The sequence below is a fragment of the Empedobacter sp. UBA5987 genome, assembly GCF_002429865.1.
In the GTDB taxonomy this organism is placed as follows: domain Bacteria; phylum Bacteroidota; class Bacteroidia; order Flavobacteriales; family Weeksellaceae; genus Empedobacter; species Empedobacter falsenii_B.
In genome coordinates this window covers 16,996-34,298 of record NZ_DJBB01000028.1, presented here as the reverse complement: position 1 = coordinate 34,298, position 17,303 = coordinate 16,996, and the positions used below count along the sequence as shown (strand labels likewise).

The 17,303-nt window shown below is 33.1% G+C and carries 15 protein-coding genes; 6 read left to right on the top strand and 9 right to left on the bottom strand.

Going from position 1 to position 17,303, the window contains the following annotated elements; genetic code table 11:
* Positions 1 to 141: 141 nt before the first annotated feature.
* The 4 genes from B3J26_RS04570 to B3J26_RS04555 form a co-directional block, all read right to left on the bottom strand.
* Complete coding sequence (locus tag B3J26_RS04570) at positions 142 to 1,278, bottom strand: efflux RND transporter periplasmic adaptor subunit (protein ID WP_125349493.1); 1,137 nt, start codon at positions 1,276 to 1,278, stop codon at positions 142 to 144.
* 1 nt (position 1,279) lies between these two features.
* A complete protein-coding gene (locus tag B3J26_RS04565; protein ID WP_291073473.1) occupies positions 1,280 to 5,608 on the bottom strand; it encodes a CusA/CzcA family heavy metal efflux RND transporter in 4,329 nt (1,442 codons plus the stop codon).
* Positions 5,609 to 5,706: 98 nt separating this feature from the next.
* Positions 5,707 to 5,952 carry a hypothetical protein gene (locus tag B3J26_RS04560; protein ID WP_291073471.1) on the bottom strand — a complete coding sequence of 82 codons (246 nt, stop codon included), beginning with the start codon at positions 5,950 to 5,952 and terminating at the stop codon, positions 5,707 to 5,709.
* A 199-nt stretch (positions 5,953 to 6,151) separates the two neighbouring features.
* Positions 6,152 to 6,544 carry a hypothetical protein gene (locus B3J26_RS04555; RefSeq protein WP_125349490.1) on the bottom strand — a complete coding sequence of 131 codons (393 nt, stop codon included), beginning with the start codon at positions 6,542 to 6,544 and terminating at the stop codon, positions 6,152 to 6,154.
* Positions 6,545 to 6,633: 89 nt separating this feature from the next.
* Here B3J26_RS04555 and B3J26_RS04550 point away from each other — a divergent pair, with 89 nt between their 5' ends.
* From B3J26_RS04550 to B3J26_RS04525, 6 genes are all read left to right on the top strand, one after another.
* Entirely contained in the window at positions 6,634 to 7,167 is a 534-nt protein-coding gene (locus B3J26_RS04550; RefSeq protein WP_125349489.1) for a methyltransferase, read from the top strand.
* Positions 7,127 to 8,014, top strand: a complete 888-nt coding sequence (locus tag B3J26_RS04545; RefSeq protein ID WP_291073469.1) for a glycosyltransferase — start codon at positions 7,127 to 7,129, stop codon at positions 8,012 to 8,014. The genes B3J26_RS04550 and B3J26_RS04545 overlap by 41 nt, the downstream gene beginning before the upstream one ends.
* 7 nt (positions 8,015 to 8,021) lie before the next feature.
* Positions 8,022 to 8,786, top strand: a complete 765-nt coding sequence (locus tag B3J26_RS04540; RefSeq protein ID WP_291073468.1) for a hypothetical protein — start codon at positions 8,022 to 8,024, stop codon at positions 8,784 to 8,786.
* 105 nt (positions 8,787 to 8,891) lie between these two features.
* A complete protein-coding gene (locus tag B3J26_RS04535; RefSeq protein ID WP_260391969.1) occupies positions 8,892 to 9,719 on the top strand; it encodes a hypothetical protein in 828 nt (275 codons plus the stop codon).
* 102 nt (positions 9,720 to 9,821) lie between these two features.
* On the top strand, positions 9,822 to 11,504 hold the full coding sequence (locus tag B3J26_RS04530) for an RluA family pseudouridine synthase (RefSeq protein ID WP_291073465.1): 1,683 nt from the start codon (positions 9,822 to 9,824) through the stop codon (positions 11,502 to 11,504).
* 21 nt (positions 11,505 to 11,525) lie between these two features.
* Positions 11,526 to 11,876, top strand: a complete 351-nt coding sequence (locus B3J26_RS04525; RefSeq protein WP_291062452.1) for a hypothetical protein — start codon at positions 11,526 to 11,528, stop codon at positions 11,874 to 11,876.
* A gap of 56 nt (positions 11,877 to 11,932) precedes the next feature.
* On the opposite strand, the gene B3J26_RS04520 is transcribed toward B3J26_RS04525, so the two are convergent.
* The 5 genes from B3J26_RS04520 to pcaF form a co-directional block, all read right to left on the bottom strand.
* Positions 11,933 to 12,367 carry an FKBP-type peptidyl-prolyl cis-trans isomerase gene (locus B3J26_RS04520; protein WP_291062450.1) on the bottom strand — a complete coding sequence of 145 codons (435 nt, stop codon included), beginning with the start codon at positions 12,365 to 12,367 and terminating at the stop codon, positions 11,933 to 11,935.
* 99 nt (positions 12,368 to 12,466) lie between these two features.
* Positions 12,467 to 13,222 carry an enoyl-CoA hydratase/isomerase family protein gene (locus B3J26_RS04515; RefSeq protein ID WP_291062448.1) on the bottom strand — a complete coding sequence of 252 codons (756 nt, stop codon included), beginning with the start codon at positions 13,220 to 13,222 and terminating at the stop codon, positions 12,467 to 12,469.
* A 78-nt stretch (positions 13,223 to 13,300) separates the two neighbouring features.
* On the bottom strand, positions 13,301 to 15,352 hold the full coding sequence (paaZ, locus tag B3J26_RS04510) for a phenylacetic acid degradation bifunctional protein PaaZ (RefSeq protein WP_291062447.1): 2,052 nt from the start codon (positions 15,350 to 15,352) through the stop codon (positions 13,301 to 13,303).
* A 56-nt stretch (positions 15,353 to 15,408) separates the two neighbouring features.
* A complete protein-coding gene (locus B3J26_RS04505) occupies positions 15,409 to 16,002 on the bottom strand; it encodes a transferase hexapeptide repeat family protein (RefSeq protein ID WP_219035117.1) in 594 nt (197 codons plus the stop codon).
* An 81-nt stretch (positions 16,003 to 16,083) separates the two neighbouring features.
* A complete protein-coding gene (pcaF, locus tag B3J26_RS04500; RefSeq protein WP_291073463.1) occupies positions 16,084 to 17,289 on the bottom strand; it encodes a 3-oxoadipyl-CoA thiolase in 1,206 nt (401 codons plus the stop codon).
* Positions 17,290 to 17,303 lie beyond the last annotated feature (14 nt).

Below are 17,303 nucleotides of genomic sequence, written 5' to 3'. Positions count from 1 at the left end.
CCATTTTTCCAAAATTAATGAAATTGATCAAGATGAGATGAATATAGCAAATTTTCTAATTGGATTTTAATTTAAAAAGAACAAAATTCAATAAAAAACGAGCAATAAATTGCTCGTTTTTTATATTCAATAATTCGAAGTCTAATCTCCTTCTCCACTATTTTTCATCGCAGTCAAAAGATTATATGCTCCTTTCGAAACATAGACTTTTCCTGAATTTTGAGGAGATTTTATTTCAATCATTTTATTCGCAGAACCTCCTATTTCTACAAGAACTAATCGAAACTGATTTTTAGTTTGTCTTTCGAACACATAGTCTTTTCCTTCAAACTGAATTACAGCTTCTTCTGGTAAAACATTCGCGTCAAGCGAATTCACTTGCAATTCGATATTGAAATACATATTCGCTGTTAATCGCGTACCATTCGCATTCGTAATTCGTGCAAAAACATCAACCGTTCCATCTTCATTCACTTGATTTGAAATTGAGGTGATTTGCGCATCTAACTTTTGATCTGGTTTTGCATTGGTATAAGCTTTCAAAAATTGACCAATCTGAATGTTACTCAGATCCTTTTCAAATACTTTTACATTCAACAAAGAACGATCTGGATTAATAATTTCTAACATCGCATCTGCTGGCGAAATATATTGTCCTGTATTCGCAAAAACCTGACTCACCATTCCGCTAATCGGTGCATAAACATTGATGGTACGTCGGATATTACTCAACGAAACTGAGGAAGGATTGATATTCATTAATCTTAGTTTCTGTTCCAAGGAACTTTTCTTTACCATCAACGATTGACGTGTTGCTTTCGCTTGTTGCATCACTTTGTCACTTGCTGCTTGCTCTGCATTCAAATCCTTTTGACGAACATAATCTGCACTAGCCTGCTCTAACAAAGCTTTTGTTGTGAGATAATCTTCTTGCATTTGGATATACTGCGGATCTTCTAAAACCACCAAAACTTGTCCTTTATTGACATAATTTCCTGGAATTAGTGCAATTCGTTTCACATAACCACCAAAGGCATTGGTGATAGAAATAGTATTTTCTGGGGTTACTGCCGTCTTTGCATTTAGCCGAATAGTTGTAGGTAAATTCTGATGACGTAAAGAGGTTGTATCAATTTCAAAATTCTTTAATTGAGCATCTGTCAACTTTAAAATTGAAGTAGAAATAGTTGCTTTTTGCTCTACTTCAGGTTTTGTTTCTTCTTTGTTACAACTCATCACAACAAAAGATGTACAAAGCATTAAGATATATTTTTTCATATTATTGTGCAGTATAAAAAGTCATTGCGGCATAAGCCTGATTACGTAGATTCTTTGCTTCTAGAAACTTTGTTTTCACTTCGATGATTTGATTATTCAGAATCACCCAATCCAAAAAATTAATCTCTCCTTCTAGTAATTGACGATTAATTGTTTTTTGTAAATCATTCGCAGCAGGAAGTTGAGTTTGCTCAAAATCTCCTACTATTTCTTCGTAAGCGTTTACTTTATTTTTTAAAACATCAAAATCTTGTTGCAACTTCGATTGTTGTAAAGTATACGCTTGTTTTGCAAGATCAGTTTTAACTTTTGAGGCTTCAATTGACGAATTAATTCCTCTATTAAACAAAGGTAAGCCAACTCCTACTTGAAAAGAATTGTATCGATTTTGATCCAAGTCAGAAAAGCTTTGATTTGAATATCCAACTGTTAAAACTGGAACTTTTTTCGATTTTTCAACTTCAGTTTCTAAAGTAGAAGTCTGAATATTTTCTTCAGCTAATTTTAACATTGGATGTACATTTGAAACAGATAATCCTGCAATTTCACTCCAATTTACACCATCTTTTGTTGGATAAATTTTGAATGATGAATTGGTTAAAAATTGAATTTGTCTTGATTCATTTTCTAATTCATTTTCGACTAATTTCAATTGATTTTGAATCGATTTCAACTGAATAATAGCCGTTGAAACCTCACTTCGGTTTGATTCACCTTTCTTCAAACGTAAATTTGCTTTCTTCAAAAACTCTTGGTAAATCAATTCATTTTCTTTCAATAAATCTTGTTGATATTCTGTATTTTGCATATTGACATACAGATTAGCTAATCGTTGTTTAATTTCAACTTTCGTCAATTGTTCATTTGCTTTAGAAGTACTGATCATTTGTTCGTTCAAAGCTTTTTGACGTTTAAAAACCACAGGAAATTGAAACGATTGCGAAATAGTAAACTTGTTATCAAATTCACCTGAATTCACTTGTCCAAATTCCGCAGCTATATCTAAAGGTGAAAGCGAACGATTGGCAAACACATTTTTCTCGTGATAAACAGTAGTCAATTCTGCTTGTTTAATTTCGAGGTTATTCGCGTCAGCTAACTTGACAACTTCATCAAAACTCATACGTTCTTGCGCATTAGCAGTTGTTCCAAACAAAGCTAGAACTAATAAAATAGCTGTAGGAATTGATTTATGACGAGTTGATTTCTTTTTAAAATGAATATTTTCGAACATAACATATAAAATTGGTAAAACAAATAAAGTAAGGAAAGTCGCGCCCATTAATCCTCCAATAACAACAGTTGCTAATGGACGTTGAACTTCTGCGCCCGAACCATTACTAAGAGCCATTGGTAAGAAACCTAAAGAGGCTACGGCAGCTGTCATTAGAACGGGACGAAGACGAGTTCGTGTTCCCATAATAACAATTCGAGTTGTATTTTTAATTCCGTTATCACGTAGACGATTGTATTCTGATATTAATACAATTCCGTTTAGAACGGCAATTCCAAAAAGTGCGATAAATCCAACTCCAGCACTAATACTAAAAGGCATATCTCGCGCAGCTAAGAATAGTATTCCACCGATTGAAGAAAGCGGAATGGCTGTATAAATTAATAAACTTTCTTTGATTGATTTGAATGCAAAAAATAACAAGACAAAAATCAAAACCAAGGCGACTGGAACAGCGATACCTAAACGAGCTTTAGCATGATTCAAATTTTCGAAAGCTCCACCATAGGTTGTATAATAACCTGTAGGAAGTTTTATTTGAGCATCAACTTTTTGTTGTAATTCTTGTACAACACTTTCTATGTCGCGTCCTTTTACGTTAAATCCAACAACAATTCTACGTTTTGCATCTTCGCGCTGAATTTGATTTGGCGTATTTTTATAATCTACTTTTGCTAATTGATTCAATGGAATCTGAATTCCAGAAGCAGTAGGAATCAATAAATTTCGAATATCTTCGATATTCTCGCGTTTGTCTTCTGCTAAACGAACCACCATATCAAAACGTTTTTCACCTTCGAAAACCATTCCAGTAGATTGTCCTGCAAAAGCCATATTAATAATTCGATTTGCTTCTCCAATACTCAATCCATATTGCGCTAATAAAGCACGATCAAATTCAATCACAACTTGTGGAATTCCATTAATTGGTTCGATATACAAATCTTGCGCTCCTTTTACAGTATTGATTATTTTTCCTAATTTCTCTGCATTATTGGCTAAACTATCTAAATTTTCACCAAATATTTTCACCACCACATCTTGTCGTGCTCCTGTCATTAATTCATTAAAACGCATCTGAACAGGAAATTGAAATCCCGTTGAAAGTCCTGGAACATCTTCCAAAGCTTTACTCATTTTATCCGATAATTCTGGAAAAGTTGTGGCAGAAGTCCATTCTTTTTTAGGTTTCAAAACAATAATCATATCTCCTGCATCCATTGGCATTGGCTCGGTAGGAATCTCTCCACTCCCAATTTTCGTGACAACCATTTCAACTTCAGGGAAACGATCTTTCAGTATTTTAGCTGCCTTATTTGTGTATTCTATTGTTGTCGTAATATTACTTCCTGGTAAAATACGCGCTTCTACAGCAAAATCTCCTTCTTCTAAGGCAGGAATAAATTCTCCACCTAAACGAGACATCACAAAAACAGCAATAGTGAAAAGTGAAAGTACAACAGCTAGAATAATAGTACGAACTTTTAAGGCTTTGATTAAATATTTCTGATGGAAAATCTCAATTTTAGCCATTACACGATCCGATAAATTTGGTTTGACTTTCTTCTTTTTACTTAAGAATAAAGTAGTCATCATCGGAACATAAGTCAACGAAAGAATAAATGCACCAATCAGAGCAAAAGCAACTGTTTGCGCCATTGGTTTGAACATCTTTCCTTCTATTCCTTGTAAAGTAAAAATTGGTAAATAAACGATTAGAATAATAATTTGACCAAAAACAGCCGAATTCACCATTTTTTTAGCTGAAGAACCAACTGTTTGATCCATTTCAGTTTGCGTTAATTTATTCTTCAACCCAAATTTTTTGTTGTGTGCTAACTGATGCATCGCCGCTTCTACAATAATCACAGCACCATCGACAATCAATCCAAAATCTAATGCGCCTAAACTCATCAAGTTTCCACCTACACCAAAAATATTCATCATAATAATCGCGAATAATAAGGCCAGAGGAATGACAGAAGCTACAATAAAACCAGCACGTAAATTACCTAAGAAAAGTACCAAAATAAAGACAACGATTAAGGCTCCTTCAAGTAAATTCGTTTCAACCGTATGAATAGTATTGTCAACCATTTTTTTACGGTCTAAGAAAGGTTCAATAACAACTCCATCAGGTAACGTCTTTTTGATCTCTTCGATACGTTGTTGTACATTCTTAACCACTTCGTTACTATTCGCTCCTTTCAACATCATAACAATTGCACCAGAAACTTCACCTGTATCGTTATATGTCATTGCACCATAGCGTGTAGCAAAACCAGTTTTTACATCTGCAACATCTCTCAATAAAATAGGTGTTCCACTTTGCGAACGTTTGACCAAAATATTTTCGATATCTTCTATTTTACCAATTAAACCTTCAGAACGGATGAATAAAGAAGTAGGACCTTTTTCGATATAAGCTCCACCTGTATTTTGATTATTCTCACTCAGTGCATCAAATAAATCATTAATTGTCAGACTAAAAGATTGTAAACGTTGAGGATCAATTGCAATTTCGTATTGCTTCAATTTTCCTCCGAAACTACTCACATCTGCCACACCAGGAACGCCTAAAAGTTGACGACGAACAATCCAGTCTTGAATTGTTCTTAATTCAGTTTCATCATATTGATCTTCGTAACCTTCGGCAGGACGAACAACATATTGATAGATTTCCCCTAACCCTGTCGAAATTGGACCAAGTTGTGGTTCACCAATACCTTCTGGAATCTCATTTTGAACCTGAATCAACCGTTCACTTACTTGTTGTCGCGCCCAATAAACATCTGTATTGTCATCAAAAACAATGGTTACCAATGATAATCCAAAACGAGAAAAACTACGAATTTCGGTAATCCCGCCAATATTAGAATTAGCTTGTTCGATAGGAAAAGTCACTAAACGCTCAATATCTTCTGCACTAAAAGAAGGCGCTACAGTGATAATTTGAACCTGATTAGATGTAATATCAGGTTGTGCATCAATGGGTAATTTTGTCGCATCGTAAATACCAAATATCAACAAAGCCAACGTAAACAAACCCACGATAAATTTATTCTTGATTGAAAAATCAATAATTTTATTTAACATCGTAAAATTGTATAGATTAAAAATGTGCTAAATACAAGTTGTAAATAGCTGAAATTGGATAAATTGAAAGAATCAATCTATCATAAATCTAAAAAAAATCACGCTTGTTTTGGCGGTTGCCAGATAGAATCTAAATAATAAGTATGTAAAAAATCTTCATCAAATATTTTGATTGAAGTGGTAGAAATTTCTTTATCTAAGTGTAAAACATCAAAGAGTTTTATAGGAGAGAAAAAAAAGTCGATATGAACAAACTCAACTTTCATGAAAGGTAATTTTTGGTCAGTTTCCCAATCCGCATCAACCTCATGTCCTCCATAATGATGAACTAAAAAAGTTTTCATTTCATCCAAAAAATCTCCTCCTTTATCATGTTCAATAAAATGAGAAATAAACACTGGAAATTTATATAACTGACAAAATTGAGTTGAAGTCGTTATATAAAAAAAAATTAAAATTTTAGTTGCCCATAGTTTCACGATCCAAATGTACAGTCAATTTTGCTTTCTTTCAAATTTAATTAATGGAAAAATCTCGTTAAACTTACTTAGAAACCTCTTTCTTCGTAAATAAATGAGAAATTACTTCTAGTTTATCATGATCGAATAAACACAAACCTTCAACATAGAAAGGTGTAAAATGAAAACTTTGTTGGTCTACGATTCCAAATTCTTTCAATTTTGGTTCGTAAACGACAAAACCTGTACGCAAGAATGGTTTTTTAGAAACTTTATACAACACAATATCATTGGTAAATAATCGTCGATTTCGTTTATCCAATATATCTATTCCAATATCTATGGTATCAAATTGTAAAGCATTTTCGTGCCAAGAAAACTCGTTATAACCTTTAAAATAGGTCACTCCATCTATCTCCTTCGCAAAACCTTCTACTTTATTTTTGTTTCGTAATCGATAATATCCAATCGTTTTCATCTGGCAAATTTGCAATAAAAAAATTTAAAATAGAAACGAGCAATATTAAAATAGATGATTAAATTTATCATCCGAAAACAACTAACACAATGTACAAAATATATCCACAAAAAAGATACAATGAAACCTTAGCTTTGCTGAAACAATTTGCTCAACCTACTGATAAAATTCTTGATTTAGGAATCAAAAATCCTTTTACAGATGTGATGTTGGAAAATGGTTTTGATGTAAAAAATACAAATGGCGACGATTTGGACTATTATTATAAGGATTTGCAAAATTATGATGCTAACTTTGTAACGGCTTTAGAAATTTTAGAACATTTGGTAAATCCAATGGAAGTGCTAAGAAATTTGCCTGGAGATAAATTATTAGCTTCAATTCCGATGCGTTTGTGGTTTTCACCTGCTTATCGTAATCAAAATGATGCGCGAGATGTACATTATCACGAATTTGAAGATTGGCAATTTGACATGTTAATGGAAAAAGCTGGATGGAATGTGATACATCGTCACAAATGGACGCATCCATCAAACAAACTGGGAATAAGACCCTTATTAAGAAGAATTACACCAAGATATTATGCTGTCTACGCAGAACGAAAAAAAGACTTTACTTACTAAATACTCTATTGTTATACCTGCACATAACGAAGAAGATTTTATTGCGATTACGCTAAATTCTCTCGTTAATCAAACTGTTTTGCCCTATGAAGTGATTGTTGTAAATGATCATTCAACCGATAAAACGCAACAAATTGTAGAAGAATTTACAACAAAATATCCGTTCATCAAATTAAGAAATATATTATCAAAAGGTGAACATCAACCAGGAAGCAAAGTGATACAAGCTTTTTTAAAAGGTTACGAAATCATTGATCCTAATTATGATATTATTGTTAAATTGGATGCAGATTTAGATATTCCGTCCAATTATTTTGAGACTATTTTAACTCATTTTAATCAAGATGAAGATATTGCAATGGTTGGTGGTTTTGCGTATATTGACAAAGACGGAAAATGGATTCTTGAAAATCTGACAGATAAAGACCATATTCGTGGTGCATTTAAAGCATATCGAAAAAATTGTTACGAAAAAATTGGTGGATTACGCGCACATATGGGTTGGGATACAGTAGACGAATTGTTGTGTAAATATTATGGTTGGAAAGTTGTTACAGACGAATCTTTACACATCAAACATCTAAAACCAACTGGTGCTAGTTATAATAAATCGGCACTTTACAAACAAGGTGCAGCTTACTATGCATTAGGTTACGGATTTTGGATTACATTAATTGCTGGCACAAAATTGGCTTTACGTAAAAAGAAACCCACTTATATTTTGTATTATTTGAAAGGTTTTTTTGACGCTAAAACCAATGGTACAAAAAAAATGGTAAATCGAGAGCAAGAGAAATTCATCCGAAATTATCGTTGGTCGAAAATGAAACAAAAAATAAAAGGTTAAATCTAACATGCGATATTGGTTAACATACACACTATTTATATTTCCATTCATCAGCTTTGCACAAAATAAGTTGATTACTGGTTCTGTGGTTGTAGACGAAGGAAACGATTATATTTCCTCAGTTTCTGGTGCTCGTATAGAAAATCTGACGTCAGAAAGTAAGACATATACAAGCTCTTCGGGTTATTATTCTATCCAAGCAAATGTTGGCGATACAATTTTGTTTGAAGCAGATTTTTTGATTCCAAGAAAAATTGTAGTCAATCAAAATATTTACAACAAAGGTTTTTTACAAGCACATTTGGATATTGAAACAATTGAATTGAGTGGTGCTACAATTGGTAAAGGCCCTTTACAACCTAAATATCACAAGGATAATAAAACAGATTTGTACGATAAAATGGGACTTGATCAACGTTTACGAGATTTAGAACCTAAAAGAGATATTGCAAAATTCAAGCCAATGGATGTTTTAAATCCTGTTCGATTGATTGGTCATATGAATGGATTTTATCGTGAGCAACGTCGTGTACGTAATTACGAAACAAAACTTTCTCTCGTTCAAGAAGTTAAACATTATTATCCTACAGATTTTTATACAAATCAATTACAAATTCCTGAATATAAAATAGAAGAATTTTTATATTATGTTAATGCGCGTTATCCGCTTCAAGAAAAAGTTTTGAGCAGACAATTTGGTACGATAATGATTGATTTAGAATCTTATGCGAAAGATTATTTGAATGAATTAAATCAAAACAAAAATCAATAATTCTTAATAGATTTTTAAAATTTAGCCAATAAACGTTAACAAAATTGATGCTAATTTATTAAGACTTATCTTCGTACAAATAATTAAACGTATAATCACGAACAATTGAAATCACTATTTACCATTCTAATATTGCTGTTGTCGAATTTTATTTTCGCACAAGAAAAATGGATTCAGGGAAACATTATCATTGATGATTCTGACGATACAGCAGAAGGAGTTTACGTTACAAATCTGAGAACAAATCATACAACAATTTCTAATTTTACAGGAACTTTTCTTATTCAAGCAAAAGTAAATGACACGCTAAAAATACAATCTGATTGGTACGAAAATCGACTAATTATCTTAAGACCAAATTTGTTCAATAAACAAACAATTGTAGTGCATTTAGCTGTGCAGACAATTCAATTGAATACCGCATATATTGGTCAAAAATTGACAGGAATTCTTGAAAAAGATGTCAAAAATGGAAAAAAAGCTGATGTTGTAACAAAACTTTATAAAAGTCTTGGTGTTAATCCTGATATCAAACCTATAAAAGACACATCTTCGTTGAAAGCTGGATTTTTGAGTGGAGATATTACGTTGACGAGATTGGATATTGGGCGTATTTATGATGTTTTTTCTGGTAAAGCCAAACAACGAAAAGCATTGCTTGATTATGAAGATAAATACGATAAAATTACAAAAATTAAGAATTATTTTGGTGAAGATTATTTCACAAATGATTTAAAAATTCCGAAATTCAAAATCAGAGATTTCATTGAAAATGCATTAACAAATACCGAATCTAAAATAGAATTGAATGATGTAAATTATTTCAAATTACTTCAATTATTTAATTCTTACAGTAAAATATACCTCGACTTTTTATACGGAAAAGTACCAAATAATACGAAAATCATCAAAAAAGATACGATAGACGATTAAAAAAAGAGCTTGATAAATCAAGCTTTTTTTTGGTATTTTAAAACTATTCTTTTCTAAATTTATACCTTAAATTGTATCTTTGCATCGATTTTAAAGAAACAAATGTCCAGTTATTTTCAATATTTTAAACAACCAATTACAACATACGAACTTCCCGAAAAGTTTGATTATCCATTTTATTATGAACCAACTGAAATTGCGAAGCAAGCGTGTAAAGAGCTAAAAAAATACTTGGAAACTCAAACCGATTTTGAACATAATTTTGGTTTAGAAAATGATCTATCTTCTACTCCAATTGGTAAAATGTTTGGAGTTTTAGTTGTTCGAAATAAAAAAAATGAAGTCGGATATTTAGCAGCTGTTTCGGGGAAATTAGCTAATACTAATCAGCACAAACTTTTTGTTCCACCTGTTTTTGATATGTTGAATAAAAATGGTTTTTTCTTAGAACAAGAAGAACGTTTGAATGAAATCAATCGTATTTTAGAATCATTAGAGAATAATCAAAACTATCTACAACTTAAAGAAGATTTTATTCAATTTGAAATCAATTCTAAATTAAAAATTGAAGAAGGAAAACAACTTTTAAAATCAAATAAAAAAAACCGAAAATTTCAACGCGAAACAATTTCTCCAACTTTATCTCAAGAAGAACTTCAGAGTTTTGAAGAAGATTTAGTCAAACAAAGTTTACGCGATAAATACGAATTCAGAGTTTTGAGTGAAAAACTTGATGCTGAAAAACAGTTTTTATTAAACAAAATAAATGTTTTTGAGACTGAAATCAATTCATTAAAAGAAGAACGAAAAACAAAATCTAATTCGCTTCAAAATCAATTATTTAATCAATATCAGTTCTTGAATAAGTTTAAGCAAGAAAAAGGATTATTAGAGATTTTTTCGAACACTGTTTTTCAACAACCTCCAGCTGCTGCTGGAGAATGTGCTGCACCCAAATTATTGCAATATGCGTTTCAAAATGATTTAGAACCAATTTGTATGGCTGAGTTTTGGTGGGGAGATTCGCCAAAGTCTGAAGTTAGAAAACATGGTCAATTTTATCCAGCTTGTACAGGAAAATGTGAGCCTATTTTGGGACATATGTTGCAAGGAATTGAACTGAATGAAAACTTATTGTTGAAGCAAAATTCTACCGTTGAAGAATTAGAAATTTTATATCAAGATGATGATCTGGTTGTTATCAATAAACCAGAAGAGTTTCTTTCGGTTCCTGGAATTGAAATTAAAGATTCGGTTTATCTTAGAATTAAACATCAATTTCCATTGGCAACAGGTCCAATTATTGTTCATCGTTTGGATATGTCAACTTCTGGAATTCTTGTTTTGGCGTTAAATAAAGAAAGTCATAAACTTCTTCAACAACAATTCATTAAACGTAAAGTTCAGAAACGCTACATTGCACTTTTAGATGGAAATATTGAGCGCGATTATGGTTTTATAGATTTGCCTTTGCGTGTCGATTTGGACGATAGACCACGACAAATGGTTTGTTATGAACATGGAAAAAAGGCACAAACGAAATATGAAGTCATTACAAGAAAAAGCAATAAAACGCTTGTCTATTTTTATCCAATTACTGGTCGTACACATCAATTGCGCATGCATGCTTCGCATCGTTTGGGACTAAATGCGCCAATTATTGGCGATGATTTATATGGAAAAAAAGCAAATCGTTTACATTTACATGCAGAATCTTTGGAATTTACACATCCAAAAACGAAAGAATTGATGAAATTTCAGGTAGAACCAAATTTTAATCTCTAATTTTGCGAAAGAATACAAAGAATGGAAAATAAAGATTTGACAATACGAGAAGTGATTTATCGCGATATGGATACGTTGATTATGGCAAAATTGAAAAACGGATCTAACATTTCGATTGATGATTTGATTGATATTTCTTCTTATTTAGCAGCAAGTTTGTTCCGTGAACGTTGGAAACAAAAAGGTGAGTTGAGCGAAGATGAAGTGAATATCGTTTTAGGAAATGTTGGTGATTTTTGCAACGAACATTTTGGTGAATATTTTACACAACAAGATTTTGATAAAATTGTAAAAATTTCTCAATTATTGTTACAAAAACCTACGTTTGATAACGATTCGAAAGAATTTTTTGATGAAATATTGAAAAAATAGAGAAAATATTAAAAAACAAAACCACTTCATTAGAAATGGTTTTATTTTTTAATATTTTATAAAATCCCCATCAACTCTACTTCAAAAATCATAGTAGAGTAAGGACCTAATTCTTTCGAAATTTCTCGGTCTTTGTAACCAATTTCTGGTTTTACAACGAACCTAAATTTGCTTCCGATAGGCATTAATTGTACTCCTTCTGCCCAACCTTTTATTACATTTTCCAAAGGAAAAGCTGCAGGTTTCTTGCGTAGAGCCGAACTATCAAAAACTTCTCCATTGATATTTGTTCCATGATAATGGCATAAAACGGTATCGGACAAAATTGGTTTCACTCCTTCTCCCAATGTGATTACTTCATACAATAATCCACTATCAGTTTCGGTTACACCTTCTTTTAATTTATATTCTTCTCGAAAAGCTAAACCTTCTGTTTTGTTCTTTTCGATTAATTCTTGTTTACGTTTTAATAATAATTCAGCTACTCCCATACTGCAAATTTAAAAACAACAATTGCAAAATCTAAATTATTTTAAGATAAAAAATCCACTTCAAATGAAGTGGATTTTTTTATAAACTATATTGTATTCTTATTTTGCTTTGAATTTGTTAATCGCGTTAATCGTAAATTCTGATAAAACTAATTCACCCGAAATTTTTGCACGCTCGATTAATAACTCATCCCAATTTTCTGTTCCTTCCCACGCAACACGTTTCAAATGTTTCATTGCTTCTGGATTAGAGTTAGCTAACTTAGTAGCTAAAGAATTGATAGAAGCATCCATTTCCTCAATAGTTTCAAAAACATCTGCGTATAAACCTTTTTCTTTTGCCCATTCTGCTGTTTGGAATTCAGTTGCATTAATCGCCATTTGTGTAAAAGCAGAATTTCCAACTTTACGTTCAACTGCTGGTCCAACAACAAAAGGTCCGATACCTACAGCCAATTCTGATAACTTTACAGACGCAAATTCTGTTGCAAAAGTATAATCTGCTGCCGATGCAATTCCAACGCCACCACCAACTGCTTTACCTTGAATACGTGCTAAAACGAATTTTGTTGCTTTTCTAATCGCATTAATAACGTATGCAAATCCAGAGAAAAATTCTAGACCAGTTTCACGATCTTTGATTGAAATTAATTCGTCAAAAGATGCACCAGCACAGAATGTTCTGTCTCCAGCACTTCTCAAAACAATAACTTTTACTTCGTCATCGTTTCCTAATTTCTCGATTTCAGATGCTAAGTTTCTTAATTGAGAACCTGGCATTGAATTACTTTGTGGATGAAAGAATTCAATTGTACCAATTCCGTTTTGTATATCTGATTTTACGTAAGCTTTCATTTCTAATTTGAATATATGTTAATGAGATAATTTGAAAATTATTAGCTAATTAACGAATTATCACATTATCTAAATAAATTAATCTTGATTTAATTTTTTAACCATTGTTAAAATTGTTGCAATACCAACTGTTTCTCCCGTTTCGTCGTAAATATCAACTAACCAACGAACAATTCCTTTTGCCACATCGTTTTCATCTTTTTTCTCTTGATCGATTTTTTCTTTACACGTAAAACGCACTCCAATTGTAGAACCTGGATATACAGGCTTCACAAAACGACATTCATCTAAACCATAGTTTAATAAAACTGGACCTTTTTTCGCTAAAACAAATAAACCTGCCGCTTTAGACAATAAATAGTACCCGTGAGCAACATTACGCTCAAAAATAGTTCCTTCTAAAGAAGTTGCGTCAACGTGTGCATAGAAATTATCACCAGATAAAGCTGCAAATGCATTAATATCTGATTGTTGAATCGTATGTTTTGCTGTGATTAATGTATCACCAACTTTTACTTCTTCGAAATGCTTCGCAAATGGATGTTTATCTTCTTCAATATAATCTGCTCCGTATTGATATTGTTGCGTAACTGCCGTCAATTTATTTGGAGAACCTTGGATTGCTGTACGTTGCATATAGTGTAATACACCACGTTTTCCTCCCATTTCTTCTCCTCCTCCTGCACGACCTGGACCTCCGTGAACTAATAAAGGAAGTGGTGATCCGTGACCTGTCGATTCTTTGATACATTCAGCATCTAAAATAACAATACGCCCATGTAATGAACCTGCATTTAATACGAATTCAGTCGCAATATCATTATCAGCAGTAACAATAGAACACACTAACGATCCTTTCCCCATACGCACTAACTCAATTGCTTCGGCAGTTCCATTGTAAGGAATAATCGTAGAAACTGGTCCAAAAGCTTCGATATTGTGAACGTCCGTTTTATTGAATGGATCGTTGTTGAAGAATAAAATTGGAGAAATGAAAGAACCTTTGTTTTTATCAGCACCTTTTACTTCGAAATTATCTAAGTTTCCAAAAATAATTTCTTGTGTTTTAGCTAATTCTTCTACTTTCTCACGAACTTCTTTTACTTGCGCTGCTCCCGCTAAAGCTCCCATACGAACACCTTCCACATTTGGATCTCCAATTGTAGTCGTTGCTAAACGTTGTCCTAAAGCAATTTGAACATCCTCAACCAAATGAGCTGGCACCAATGCACGACGAACCGCTGTACATTTTTGTCCTGCTTTAGTTGTTATTTCACGTGTAACCTCTTTAATGAAAATATCAAATTCTGGTGAGCCAACTTGTACATCTTCTCCTAAAACACAAGCATTTAAAGAATCTGCTTCTAAGTTGAATGGAACACCTTCTGAAGTAATTCTTGGATGTGCTTTTAACATTTGTCCTGTCCAAGCAGAACCTGTAAATGTCACAACATCTTCTGACTCTACATTATCTAAAATTCCGTTTGCTGAACCTGTGATTAATTGTAAAGCACCGTCAGGTAAAATTCCAGATTCGATGATTGCGCGAACAACAGTTTCCGTTAAGAAAGATGTAATTGTCGCAGGTTTTACAATAGCTGGAACTCCAGCCAATAAATTAACCGCAACTTTTTCTAACATTCCCCAAACTGGAAAGTTGAATGCATTGATATGTATTGCAACACCTCGTTTTGGTGTTAAAATATGTGTACCTAAGAATGTTCCGTTTTTAGAGATTTTATGCGTTTCTCCTTCAACATAAAATGGTTGATCTCCGAATTGACGTCGTAAAGATGCATTGGCAAATAAGTTTCCAATTCCTCCTTCAATATCAACCCAAGAATCTGCACGTGTTGCACCTGTTGCCCAAGAAACCGTGTAAAATTCTTCTTTACGATCCATTAAGTATAAGGCTAATTTTTTCAACATTAAACCTCTTTCTTGGAACGTCATTTTACGTAAAACTGGTCCACCAACTGTACGTGCATAATCCATCATCGCACCGAAATCTAATCCAGCTGATGATGCAGTTCCTATTTCTTCGCCATTGATGGCGTTATATAACATTTGCCCTTCAGACGAACCTTTTGTCCATTGTCCTAAAGCATAATTTTCTAATTGTTTAGCCATTTTTATGTTGTTTGTGTTTTTAATACGTTTACGAAATTCGAATTTCGAAAATCGTTTTACTTACTTTCATTCCACGTTTTATAATTCGAAGCCATTGACTCGTAATAATAATCTGGAACTTCTGTTAATGGTTCACAAGGTTTTAAACTATCATGACAATCACTTGGTAATTGCATATATTGTTGAGTACCTTGATCTTTCCATTCGATCATTTGATCCGAAACTTGTTTTACGATTTTTGCAGGATTTCCAACCACAACACTTCTTGTCGGAATATGTGTATCAGCCTTTACAAAAGCTAAAGCACCAACAATACATTCGTCTTCTACCACAACATTATCCATAACAACTGCATTCATCCCAACCATACAATTACGACCAATTGTTGCGCCGTGAATAATTGCGCCGTGACCGATATGCGCTTTTTCTTTTAAATGAACTGTTGTTCCTGGAAACATATGAATCGTACAATTTTCTTGTACATTGCAATTATCTTCGATAATAATTTGTCCCCAATCACCACGTAACGCACAACCTGGACCAATGTAAACATCTTTCCCAATAATCACATTTCCTGTCACCACAGCTTGCGGATGAATAAATGCTGTTGGATGAACAACGGGTTTATATCCTTTGAATTCGTAAATCATTTTTCTAATATAGTTTTTCGTTTGACGAAATTCGAACTTAGTATTACTCGAAAAACTAACTTCGAATTTCGAATAACTATTTTATGCTCTTTCAATAATTACAGCGTAACCTTGTCCTAAACCGATACACATTGTAACCAATGCATAACGTTTTCCTGTAGCTTGTAATTCGTAAGCCGCAGAATTTAAGATACGCGCTCCTGACATTCCAAGTGGATGTCCTAAAGCGATAGCTCCACCATTTGGATTGATACGAGAATCGTTATCTACTAAACCTAATGCACGCGTACATGCTAAAGATTGCGCTGCAAAAGCTTCATTTAATTCAATTACATCAATATCATTCATTGTTAAACTAGCTTTTTCTAATGCAATTTTCGTTGCATTCACTGGTCCAATTCCCATAATGCGAGGCTCAACACCTGCAACACCAGAAGAAACAATACGTGCCATTGGTGTTAAACCAAAATCTTTAATCGCTTGTTCAGAAGCTAAAATATTCGCTGCCGCACCATCATTAAGTCCAGAAGCATTACCCGCAGTTACCGTTCCATCTGCTTTGAAAGCTGGGCGTAACTTTGATAAAATCTCCATTGTTGTATTATTCTTTGGGAATTCATCAGTATCAAAAATGATTGCATCACCTTTACGTTGTGGAATAACAACAGGAATAATCTCTTTCGCTAAACGACCATTTGCTTGTGCAGCAGCCGTTTTTTGTTGAGACCAAACCGCAAATAAATCTTGATCTTCACGCGAAATATTATCACGCTCCGCCAAATTTTCTGCTGTATTTCCCATTCCATCAACACCCCACATTTCTTTCATTTTAGGGTTGATAAAACGCCAACCAAAAGTTGAATCATAAATTTGCGCATCACCACCAAATGGAGAAGCTGATTTAGAAATCACTAAAGGCGCACGAGTCATCGATTCTGCTCCACCAGAAATCATTAATTGTGCATCACCAACTTGAATTGCTCTTGATGCAGCAATTGCAGCCGATAATCCAGAAGCACATAAACGGTTTACCGTTTCACCCGGAACTGTATAAGGTAATCCTGATAACAAAGCCGACATACGTGCAATATTACGGTTATCCTCTCCTGCTTGATTTGCATTTCCTAAAATTACATCGTAAAATGCAGCAGGATCGATTGATGGATTTCTTTTTAATAATTCGGCGATTACCATTGCGCCCATATCGTCTGGACGAACAGCAGATAATCCACCTTTTAATTTACCAATTGGAGTTCTAACTCCATCTATTATATATGTTTGGTTCATTGTTTTAAAGCTTT

What these genes read in the sequence shown, in the direction of transcription:
- paaZ (WP_291062447.1), bottom strand. Translation starts at nt 15,352, where the DNA reads ATGGCTAAACAATTAGAAAATTATGCTTTAGGACAATGGACAAAAGGT.
- pcaF (WP_291073463.1), bottom strand. Translation starts at nt 17,289, where the DNA reads ATGAACCAAACATATATAATAGATGGAGTTAGAACTCCAATTGGTAAA.
- B3J26_RS04555 (WP_125349490.1), bottom strand. Translation starts at nt 6,544, where the DNA reads ATGAAAACGATTGGATATTATCGATTACGAAACAAAAATAAAGTAGAA.
- B3J26_RS04540 (WP_291073468.1), top strand. Translation starts at nt 8,022, where the DNA reads ATGCGATATTGGTTAACATACACACTATTTATATTTCCATTCATCAGC.
- B3J26_RS04525 (WP_291062452.1), top strand. Translation starts at nt 11,526, where the DNA reads ATGGAAAATAAAGATTTGACAATACGAGAAGTGATTTATCGCGATATG.
- B3J26_RS04560 (WP_291073471.1), bottom strand. Translation starts at nt 5,952, where the DNA reads ATGAAAACTTTTTTAGTTCATCATTATGGAGGACATGAGGTTGATGCG.
- B3J26_RS04515 (WP_291062448.1), bottom strand. Translation starts at nt 13,222, where the DNA reads ATGAAAGCTTACGTAAAATCAGATATACAAAACGGAATTGGTACAATT.
- B3J26_RS04570 (WP_125349493.1), bottom strand. Translation starts at nt 1,278, where the DNA reads ATGAAAAAATATATCTTAATGCTTTGTACATCTTTTGTTGTGATGAGT.
- B3J26_RS04550 (WP_125349489.1), top strand. Translation starts at nt 6,634, where the DNA reads ATGTACAAAATATATCCACAAAAAAGATACAATGAAACCTTAGCTTTG.
- B3J26_RS04545 (WP_291073469.1), top strand. Translation starts at nt 7,127, where the DNA reads ATGCTGTCTACGCAGAACGAAAAAAAGACTTTACTTACTAAATACTCT.
- B3J26_RS04530 (WP_291073465.1), top strand. Translation starts at nt 9,822, where the DNA reads ATGTCCAGTTATTTTCAATATTTTAAACAACCAATTACAACATACGAA.
- B3J26_RS04505 (WP_219035117.1), bottom strand. Translation starts at nt 16,002, where the DNA reads ATGATTTACGAATTCAAAGGATATAAACCCGTTGTTCATCCAACAGCA.
- B3J26_RS04565 (WP_291073473.1), bottom strand. Translation starts at nt 5,608, where the DNA reads ATGTTAAATAAAATTATTGATTTTTCAATCAAGAATAAATTTATCGTG.
- B3J26_RS04520 (WP_291062450.1), bottom strand. Translation starts at nt 12,367, where the DNA reads ATGGGAGTAGCTGAATTATTATTAAAACGTAAACAAGAATTAATCGAA.